Source organism: Roseomonas sp. TAS13 (assembly GCF_001950415.1).
GTDB lineage: Bacteria > Pseudomonadota > Alphaproteobacteria > Acetobacterales > Acetobacteraceae > Roseomonas > Roseomonas mucosa.
In genome coordinates this window covers 1-9,706 of the sequence record NZ_BDLP01000163.1, presented here as the reverse complement: position 1 = coordinate 9,706, position 9,706 = coordinate 1, and the positions used below count along the sequence as shown (strand labels likewise).

The 9,706-nt window shown below is 70.2% G+C and carries 8 protein-coding genes and 1 pseudogene; 4 read left to right on the top strand and 5 right to left on the bottom strand.

Features of this window, described 5'->3' with window-relative positions:
- Positions 1–258: pseudogene (locus tag ROTAS13_RS13565) on the bottom strand (hypothetical protein); the annotation flags it as partial.
- Between the two features lie 59 nt (positions 259–317).
- Positions 318–1,490, bottom strand: a complete 1,173-nt coding sequence (gene ribA, locus ROTAS13_RS13560) for a GTP cyclohydrolase II (protein ID WP_226945972.1) — start codon at positions 1,488–1,490, stop codon at positions 318–320.
- 236 nt (positions 1,491–1,726) lie between these two features.
- Here ribA and ROTAS13_RS13555 point away from each other — a divergent pair, with 236 nt between their 5' ends.
- Positions 1,727–2,443 carry a response regulator transcription factor gene (locus ROTAS13_RS13555; protein WP_019460976.1) on the top strand — a complete coding sequence of 239 codons (717 nt, stop codon included), beginning with the start codon at positions 1,727–1,729 and terminating at the stop codon, positions 2,441–2,443.
- Between the two features lie 252 nt (positions 2,444–2,695).
- Here the strand turns inward: ROTAS13_RS13555 and ROTAS13_RS13550 are convergent, their stop codons facing one another.
- Positions 2,696–3,283: a malonic semialdehyde reductase gene (locus ROTAS13_RS13550; protein WP_058390307.1), complete on the bottom strand. Its 588-nt coding sequence runs from the start codon at positions 3,281–3,283 to the stop codon at positions 2,696–2,698.
- Positions 3,284–3,631: 348 nt separating this feature from the next.
- Here ROTAS13_RS13550 and ROTAS13_RS13545 point away from each other — a divergent pair, with 348 nt between their 5' ends.
- A complete protein-coding gene (locus ROTAS13_RS13545) occupies positions 3,632–4,795 on the top strand; it encodes a glycosyltransferase family 2 protein (RefSeq protein ID WP_075822599.1) in 1,164 nt (387 codons plus the stop codon).
- 238 nt (positions 4,796–5,033) lie between these two features.
- Here ROTAS13_RS13545 and ROTAS13_RS13540 read toward each other — a convergent pair whose 3' ends face one another.
- Positions 5,034–6,329, bottom strand: a complete 1,296-nt coding sequence (locus tag ROTAS13_RS13540; RefSeq protein ID WP_099781765.1) for a DUF4910 domain-containing protein — start codon at positions 6,327–6,329, stop codon at positions 5,034–5,036.
- Between the two features lie 79 nt (positions 6,330–6,408).
- Between ROTAS13_RS13540 and ROTAS13_RS13535 the strand changes: the two genes are divergently transcribed.
- Positions 6,409–6,945, top strand: a complete 537-nt coding sequence (locus ROTAS13_RS13535; RefSeq protein ID WP_058390310.1) for a dTDP-4-dehydrorhamnose 3,5-epimerase family protein — start codon at positions 6,409–6,411, stop codon at positions 6,943–6,945.
- A 428-nt stretch (positions 6,946–7,373) separates the two neighbouring features.
- Positions 7,374–8,345: a crotonase/enoyl-CoA hydratase family protein gene (locus tag ROTAS13_RS13530; RefSeq protein WP_079253485.1), complete on the top strand. Its 972-nt coding sequence runs from the start codon at positions 7,374–7,376 to the stop codon at positions 8,343–8,345.
- 112 nt (positions 8,346–8,457) lie between these two features.
- Here ROTAS13_RS13530 and ROTAS13_RS13525 read toward each other — a convergent pair.
- Positions 8,458–9,706: response regulator (locus tag ROTAS13_RS13525; protein WP_139323354.1), on the bottom strand; the 1,249-nt coding region annotated here is incomplete at its 5' end.

Sequence of the window (9,706 nt, the reverse complement as noted above, 5' to 3'; positions counted from 1 at the left end):
GTTGTAGTCCGGATGCCCCGGATCGTCGCACCAGCCGTCCCGCGGCGCGATCGGCTCCACCGGCACGGCGCAGGCCGGCGGGTGCAGGCGGTCGGCGCGGTACAGCACCCGGCGCAGCGGCAAGGTCGCGATGGGGGTGGCGCCGTCGCCCTCGGCCTTGTCGGCGCGGATGCCGCCTTTGCCCAGGGCGCAGGGCCAGCGGTCGCGGCCGAGGATCAGATGGCCGGTGGTCTGGCCATCCGGCAGGACGAGGCCCATCACGTCGGGGGCATTCCCTGAATGTGTCGTTGCGCCAATGCTTCGTTACGCCGGAACGGCTACTTCAGCAGGTGGCCGAAGCGCAGCGCCTTGGTTTCCAGATAGCCGTCATTGACGCCATTGGCCACGAAGGCATGCCGCACCCGGCCCACCACCTCAATGCCGCAGGCGGCGAGGCCGGCGATCTTTTCCGGGTTGTTGGTCAGCAGCCGCACGCGCGGGATGTGCAACGCCCGCAGCATTTCCGCCGCGACCAGGAAGTTCCGTTCGTCGGCGCCATAGCCGAGCGCCCGGTTGGCATCGAGCGTGTCGAGCCCGCCATCCTGCAGCGCATAGGCGCGCAGCTTGTTCACCAGCCCGATTCCGCGCCCTTCCTGCGCCAGGTAGAGCAGCACGCCGCTGCCCTCCGTTGCCATGCGGGCGATGGCGCCGCGCAGTTGCGGGCCGCAGTCGCAGCGGAGGCTGCCCAGCAGATCCCCGGTGAAGCATTCCGAATGCACCCGTGCCAGCGGGGCCCCGCCGCGGGCCGCCAGGGCCTCGGGCTCGCCTACCAGGATGGCGAGGTGCTCGATCCCCCCATCCGCCGGGCGGAAGGCGACGATCCGGGTCTCGGCGGAACCTTCCAGCGGCACGCGGGCCTCGGCCACGGCGGCCAGGGTGGTGGCCGCCGTTTCCGGATAGGCGATGATATCGGCCGCCGGCACTTCGAGCAGCCCTTCCGGCAGGGCCAGGCGTGGCGCGGCGACCAGGGCGGGCAGCAGTCGCCCGAGCTTGGCCAGTGCCAGGGCCGCCCGGGCCAGGGGGGGCACAGGCACCGGCTCGGGTGCCACCGGCAGCAGGCGCTCCGCCGTCGGGTCCGCGAGGTGACGGAGTGCCGCCGGGTTCAGCAGGGCGGGCGAGGCCCGCAGGGCGACGGGCCCGGCCGCCGTGTCGGGATCGGTGTCCAGGATGGCGGCGGCACGCGTTGCCTCCAGCAACAGGACCGGCGGCTCCCCATCGCCCGGCATGGGGCCCGGAACGAATTCCGCGAGCCCCCGGCCCGAGAGCGTTTCGGCCGCCCCGACCAGCAGCCCGTTCCCGTCCGGCCCACGCAGCAGAACCGGCGTCCCGCGCCGGAGTTCCCCCAGGGCACGGTGCACGCCACGCAGGGCCTGGACATGCAGGACCTTGTCGGCGCCGCTTTCCACTGCGGCATCAGGGCGTCCCGGTGCGGGCCGGGCCAGGGGATCCATGGTTCTGTCGCTTCTCTTTGTTCGTTCGGAAGGGAAAAACGTGAGGGCCTGATGCGGAATAGACACAGAATGCCCCGGGGCTGTCAAAATGGCGGTCCTTGCAGTCTTGCCAATCTTCCAATAGCCACGAAATCGCGAGGCGAAGTCTTGCATGGCCGGTTCCCGGTCGGCACAATCCAGGAACGCTGCGGTTGTAGCATCTTGGGAATCTTGACAGTTGCGACAATGAGGATGGCATGTCCGGCCCCCGGCCTGTCCTGATCGTGGATGATGACCCGGCGCTTCGCGCCACTCTGAGCGAACAATTATCCCTCGACGGGGAGTTCGCGGTGCATGAGGCCGGGACGGCCGAGCAGGCGGAGCATGCCCTGCTGGAGCCCAGTGCGCGTTACGACGCGGTGCTGCTCGATATCGGCCTGCCCGATGGCAATGGCCGCGACCTCTGCGCCAAGCTGCGGCGTGATGGGGTACGTGTGCCGATCATCATGCTGACCGGCGCCGACGGGGAGAGCGACGTGGTGCGCGGGCTGGATGCCGGCGCCAACGACTACATCGCCAAACCTTTTCGGATCAACGAGTTGCTGGCCCGCCTCCGGGCCCAGCTGCGGGTCTTCGACAACAGCGAGGACGCCGTCTTCGTGGTCGGCCCCTATACCTTCCGCCCGGCTGCCAAGGTGTTGCAGGACACGGTGAAGAACCGCCGCATCCGGCTGACCGAGAAGGAATGCTCGATCCTGAAGTTCCTCTACCGCGCCGGCGGTCGTCCGGTGGCCCGGCAGGTGCTGCTGAACGAGGTCTGGGGCTACAACGCGGCGGTGACCACGCATACGCTGGAAACCCATATCTACCGCCTTCGCCAGAAGATCGAGCAGGACCCGGCGAATGCCTCCCTGTTGCTGACCGAAGGCGGCGGCTACCGCCTCGACCCGGCCGCGGGACGTCTGGCGGCCTGATTCGGCCGGCGGCCTCCTTATCCCTCTGACGGTTCCCTGTGGCGGCTGCCGGAGAGCCATTGCTCTCCGGCGCGATCCGGCATCGGCGAGCGCCAACGAAAATGGGTCCAGTACCCGCAGGGTCCTGGCGGATGAGGGGGTCCGGGGGAAAGGCGAAGCCTTGCCTCCGGGATGGCGCGACGGCAGGCCATGAAGCGCTGCAGACCGGCGGACGGATCGTGGCGGCCTCGAATAAGGCCGCCATCCGCCGGGTCAGGCGATGCGGCAGGCTTCCTCGAAGCTCAGGCGCGGCAGGCGGTCGCGCACCCCGGCGGGGTCGCCATAGCCCAGGTTCACCAGCATGTTGGACTTGATCCGCGTGCCGGCGAAGAAGGCCTCGTCCACCAGGGCGTTGTTGAAGCCACTCATCGGCCCTGCATCCAGCCCGACGGCGCGTGCCGCCATGATCAGGTAGGCGGCCTGGAGGCTGCCGTTGCGGAAGGCGTTGACCTGCCGCACCTCGGGGTCCGCGTACCAGGGGCGGGCATCCATGTGCGGGAAGAGCTTCGGCAACTGCTCGGTGAAGTCCAGGTCATAGGCGGCGATGGCCACGACCGGGGCGCTCATCGTCTTTTCCAGGTTGCCGCTCGAAAGGGCGGGGCGCAGCTTCTCCTTGCCCTCCGGGGAGGTGACGAAGACGAAGCGGGCGGGGGAGCTGTTGCCGGCGGTCGGACCAAGCTTCAGCAGGTCGTAGATCTCGCGCAGCTGAGCCTCGGAGATGGGCCGATCCTGCCACTTGTTCTGTGAACGGGCGGCGCGGAAGAGCCGGTCCAGCGCGGCGGTGTCGATCGTATCGGGCATGTGTCACTCCAGGACGGGGCGACCGCCGGCGGGAATGGGCCGGGATCGCGCGATCGGGCAGGCGGCCGGAGCATGCCCCGTGCCAGGGGCATGGAGAGGCCGGGTATGAGGGCCGGACAACGGCGCTGCGGGACAGGTTAGACCCCCTGTCCGGTCGGCGCCAATCACCGGCGCCCATGACCGCAATGCGTCAGGCAGCGTGACCGAGGCGCCTGGCGGGGGCGGGCCGGAACCGCGCATCCCCCTTTGGAAACAGCGGAAAGACGCTTCCCGCCGCCTGTCGCATCGGTCATGAAACGCCCCGGAAAATCCGGGCGTTCAGCGCCCGCCACTGTCAGGGACCGATCCTTGCCTGCCTTCCGCGAGAGCCTGCAGCTTCGCCTTCCGCCCGGTCCGCCCCCGCCCGCCCTGGTTGCCATCCCCGCCCGTGACGAGGCCGAGGTGATGCCCGTCTGTCTCGCCGCCCTGGCCGCGCAGGCCATGCCCGACGGCCTCCCGCTGGCCTCGGGCCGCTTCGGCGTGGTCCTGCTGGTCAACAACAGCCGGGACGGCACCGCCGCCCTGGCGCGGGGCATGGTAGGGCGCCTGCCTTTCCCGCTGCTGGTGCTGGAGGAAAGCCTGCCGCCCGAGCTGGCCCATGCCGGCGAGGCGCGGCGCCGCGCCATGGAGGCTGCCGCCTTCTGGCTGGAGCGGGACGCCGTGCCGGATGCCGTGCTGCTGACCACGGATGCGGATGGCCGCCCGGCGCGGGACTGGGTGGCGCGCAACCTCCTGGCGCTGGAGGCCGGGGCGGATGCGGTGCTGGGCCTGATCACCGTGGACCCTGAGGAGCATGAGCGCGCCCTTCCCGCTGCCCTGCGCCAGCGCAGCGCGGAGGAGGAGCGTTATGATTCCCTGCTGGTGGAGCTGGCGGCGCGGCTGGACCCCGACCCGGCCGATCCCTGGCCCCGGCACGACTGCGAATCGGGAGCCAGCATGGCTGTGGCCCTGGATGCCTATCGCCGTGCCGGCGGGCTGCCCTCGCAGGCCCTGGGAGAGGACCGGGCCTTCTGCGACGCGCTGCGGCGGATCGACGCGCGCCTGCGCCATGCGCCGGAGGCGGTGGTGGAGGTGTCCTGCCGCCTCCATGGCCGCGCCCAGGGCGGCATGGCGGATACGATGCGCTTCCTGATCGGCGCCACCGATGCCCCGATCGAGGGGCGGCTGGAACCGGCCCTCGATGCCGCCCGGCGCTACCGGCTGCGGGCGCTGGCGCGCCGGCTTTTCCGGGCCCCTCTGGACGCCGTCGCGGCGGAGGCCGCCGGATTCGGGCTGGAAGGTCCGGCCCTGGCAGCCCTCCTGGCGCAGCCCAGCTTCGGCCGGGCCTGGGAGGCCGTGGCCGCCGCCAGCCCGGCGCTGCGGCAACGCACCCCGCTGGAGCGTCACGACCTGCTCCCGGAAACGCGGCGCGTGGAGGCGCTTCTGGCTCCGCTCCGAGCCGTTCCGGCGGAGACACCGAACCCAGTTCCCTGACGGTGCGACAATGATGCAGGGGGCAGAATTTTCCCCCGGTTGGGTTGCCATGGCCCCCGGCGGACCCCCACTCCGCCGGAAAGCCAGGCTCTCCGGCGCGATCCGGCGGCAGCAAGGACCAACTCATCGGGTCCAGGGCGCGCAGCGTCCTGGCGGATAGGGGGTCCGGGGGAAAGGCGGAGCCTTTCCCCCAGGGTCAGCGCAACGCCGGAAGTGTAATTCGCGCGTCCTGGATTGATCAGCCCGCCCGGTCCTGCCCGATGGTCCGGCCTTCCGCCGGCACCAGCAGCCCGGCCTCCGACAGCGCTCGCGCTGCCGCCGCGACGGCCGGGAAGGGCTTGCCCGCGCGTTCCGCGATGTCCAGCAGGGAATGCGTGCCGTCGGCGAGGTTCAGCACCCAGAAGACGGTCATCTGGTCGAAGCGGGCGCGCGCATCCTCCTGGTCGTGCTGGCCGCCGATGGCCTTGTAGAGGCCACGCCGGCCGAGCTGCGGCTCGCCATAGGGCTGCATGTTGAGGGGGATGTAGTCCGCCTCCGCCATCGCCACGACCCGCTCCAGCGCCATAAGCGAATGCTCCAGCGATTCCGGCTTCACCAGCGAGGGGTTGTCGGCGGAGGTGTGGTATTCCGGAAAGCTGCCGTTGGGCGAGCGCATCAGGCAGCCGACCGGCAGGTTGAAGCCGGGCGAGCAGTACTGCCGCTCGTCATAGCCATAGGGGATGAAGGGCAGTACGCGCTCGGCGAAGCCTTCCTCCGCCAGCACATGCGTGGCGTAGCGGTCCACCGGCGCATCGCCGCGGCGGGAACGCTTGTAGGTCAGCCCTCCGGCATCGCCCAGGCAGCTCAGCACCAGCCCGTGCCGGATCCGCCCGACCGTATCGCGGTTGCGGGCCAGCCAGGTGATGGCGCCGATCGTGCCGGGCAGGAAGACGAAGCGCAGGCCCAGCTTCCGGCCGTTCCGCCGCTTCTGCGAATCCGCCAGTGCCATGGCCACGGCGATGGAGGCGAGGTTGTCGTTGGCCAGCGAGGGGTGGCAGCAATGGATGGAGAAGAGGAACTCCTCCCCGCTCTCGCCCGGCAGGAACAGCTCGCCATAGCTGAGCGCGCCGGGCGCCAGGCTGGTATCCACCACGACGCGGTAGGCCTCGTCCTGCATCGCGTCGCGCTGGTTCTGCGTCAGGCAGAAACCCCAGCTCCTTGCGTAGTAGCCGGTGCGGTAGGGGATGAGGTCCGGCTGGTCCGGCAGGCTATGCAGGTGCCGATCCAATTCCTCCCGCGGCACCACCCGGTCCACCGGCAGGCTGTACTGCACGAGGTGCAGGTTGTTGTCGCGGAAATCCACCACCGTCTCGCCGTTCAGGCGTTCGATCCGGGCGCCCCGCACCGTCCATTCCTCCGGCACCTCCCAGTCCAGAACCGGCGTGCCGCTGGGCACCTCATGGATCTCCAGCCCGATGCGGTCGGAGATGTAGCGCAGTGTCTGCCGCAGGCCCGTCCCGGTGATGCTCCGGCAGATCGGAAACAGCGCCTCCACGTGTCCATGCAATTCCTGGCCAAGCCCACTCATCGGAAAACCCTTCGCTTCATCTCAATATTGGTATAAAGACAGTAAAATGATCTTCCAATCTACCAGGATCGAGGGCCTCTGGGCCATTGTGATCGAGCGCCACCGCGACGAACGGGGCTCCTTCGGTCGCACCTTCTGCGAGAAGGAGTTCACGGAGCGCGGCCTCAATGGCCGCTTCGTGCAGAGCAGCACCTCCGTGACGCGGCGCGCCGGGACGCTGCGGGGCATGCACTACCAGCGGCCACCCTATGAGGAGGTGAAGCTGGTGCGCTGCGTCCGCGGCACGATCTTCGACGTGGTGGCGGATGTCCGGCGCGATTCGCCGAGCTTCGGGACATGGCAGGGATTCCGGCTGGGGCAGGACGAGGATCTGAGCCTCTATATCCCCACCGGCTGCGCCCATGGCTTCCTGACCCTGACCGACGACGTGGAAGTGACCTACAGCATGTCCACGCCCTTCGCGCCGGGCTTCGCGGACGGATTCCGCTACGACGATCCGGGCTTCGCCATCGAATGGCCGGCCGCCCCCAGCCTGGTGGCGGAGAAGGACCTGGCCTGGGCGCCGTTCCCGGCAGGAGCCTGAGTCCCTCTCCGGCGGCACCTGCGTGCGCCGCCGCCATCCGCCGCCTGTGTGGCAGCGGGCCGAAACGGGCCGGCACCATCCGCCGGGCCGCCTATCGAAAGAGCGCCGAGATGGAGCGCGCGGGAAGAGACCGACACCAGGACGGGGAGCCAGCACCGGGGGCTGCGTTCCCTCCGTGGCCAGGTCCCGAACGCGCGGCCTTCCAGAAGCGCGGCACCGGCATCCGCGGGGGATTGCGAAGCATCTGCTATTTTGTTTCTAATAAGAAACAAATATTGGTGCCTCCGCTTCTTTCCCCGCCACACGATTCCTTTCGCACGAGCTGATGCGGACAAAGACGGCGGGGATGGCCTTATTCAGAATGCCGGTGCCCCCGCCCGCACGCTGGGCGAGAGGGGTGTCCGCGTTCCTTAGAAAAAGGCTCTTCCATGACCTACTTCTCCACCACTTCCTTCCCCAACTCACCGGTACAGCACCAGCTGGTCTCCGCCCGCATGGAGGTCCAGGGCCTCAGCCCCATCGCCACGGATGGCAGCCTGGTCCTGGACAAGGACTTCGCCGATATCCGCGTCCGCCTGGATGCCGAGGCCCGCACCTTCTGGTGCCACCTGGTGCCGCAGGGCCGCCCTTGCGTCTCGCCGGGCGTGCTGCGCGACCTGACCGAGATGCAGGCGGATGTCGCCCGCTGGCTGGCCCAGGCTGGCGAGAAGCGCCCCTTCGACTATTTCGTCGTGGCCTCGGGCATTCCCGGCATCTTCAACATGGGCGGCGACCTGAAGCTCTTCGCCGAGGCGGTGCGCAAGGAGCAGCGGGTGCTGCTGCAGCACTACGCGCACCGCTGCATCGACGTGGTGTACAACAACCTCGTCAGCTACGGCGCCCCGGTCGTGACCATCGCGCTGGTGCAGGGCGACGCGCTGGGCGGCGGCTTCGAGACGGCGCTGTCCTGCAACCTGATCGCGGCGGAGCGGGGCACCAAGTTCGGCCTGCCGGAGGTGCTGTTCAACCTGTTCCCCGGCATGGGCGCCTACAGCCTGATTGCCCGCCGCATCGGCGCGGTGCAGGCCGAGCGCATGATCCTGAGCGGCCGCATCTACACCGCCGAGGAACTGCATGAGCTGGGCCTGGTGGACATGCTGCTGACCCCGGGCCAGGGCGACGAGGAGCTGCGGCAGTACATCGCCGGACAGGGCCGCCGGCACAACGCGATGCAGGCGGTGTTCCGCGCCCGCCACATCGCCGCGCCGGTGACGCTGAAGGAGCTGCGCGACATCGTCGATGTCTGGGTGGATGCGGCGATGCGCCTGTCCCCGGCGGACCTGCGCAAGATGGAGCGCCTCGCCGCGGCACAGGAGCGCCGGACCAGCCGCGACCGGGGGATCGGCATCGCGGCCGAGTGACGGCCCGCCCTGCGCCCGCGACACCGGGCGAAGGAGAAGGGCCGGCGGGGGAGGCCCTCCCCGGCGGCTCCGACCCCTCAGGCTGGCGGCCAGGACGAGGCTCGCGGCGGGATCAGTCCCGCCGGGTCACCAGCACCGGCGGCAGGGCCTGGCGCCGCAGCAGCGCCGCCCGCACCACCTCGAACTCGGCAACGAGCCGCGCCGCCATTTCCACGCCGTTCTGGCGCACCATCTCGTCGCTGGCGAACTGCCAGTCGCGGCAGAGCTCCGGCAGGACCAGCGCGCCGACATTGGCCGCGCTGCTGCGCAGGGCATGCACCCGGTCCCGGAACGTCGCGCCATCCTCCAGGCGGACGGCTTTTCGCACCTCCTCCAGATGGGCGGCCGCTTCCGTGAGGAAGGAGGCGACCACGTCCGCGACGAACGCGGCGCCGCCCAGCGTTTCCAGATTCTCCAGCATCGTCTCGTCGAGCAGCGGCTGGCCGGCCAGGGCCGGCGGCGGCGCATCGGGCGGGAGGCTATGGGATGGGACCGGGATCGGCGCGAGAGCCGGCTCGGGCCGCGGATTCTCATAGACGGTCCAGGGCGGCATGGCCGTGGCGGGCCGGGACGGCTGTTCGTCCGGCGGCGAAACCACCGCCAAGGGAACTGTCTGGCGCCGGATCGGCACGGCCGGGGATGGCTTGTCGGCCAGGAGGCGCTCCACCAGGTCCAGCAGGGTTTCCAGGTCGATCGGCTTGGTCAGGCAGGCATCCATGCCCGCCTCCAGTGCCCTTTCCCGCGCCTGGCTGGTGGCGTCGGCGGTCAGGGCGACGATGGGCAGATGCGGCTGGCCGAGCGAGGCCATGCGGTAGAGCTTGGTCGCCTCCAGCCCGCCCATGACCGGCATGTTCACGTCCATCACCACGAGGTCGAAGCTGTCCCGCTCCAGCAGGTCCAGCGCCTCCTCGCCATTGCCGGCCAGGGTGACGGCATGGCCGCCGGTTTCCAGCATCCGCGACAGCACCTTCTGGTTCACCCGGTTGTCGTCCACCACCAGGATATGCCGCCCGGCCGTGCGTCCGCGGACCAGCGCCTGCTCGTCCTCCATCCCCACCCGCCAGAGCGTGTGGGCGGCGCGCAGCACGGGCGGCAGTTCCGCCTCCAGCCGCTGCGCCGACAGGATGGCCAGCGCCCCGAAGCGCCGCGACGGCTCCGGGAGGCCGGGCAGCGTATCGGGCCGGATCAGCAGGACGGGCAGGCGCGCGGCCTCCGGCGGCAGGTCGGGCTGAGCGGGCGGCCCGGGGGCCTCCTCCGCCTGCTCCGCCACGGCGGGCTCCTCGCCCAGCAGGATCAGCGTCCGCGGCCCCTCGCCCGCCGGG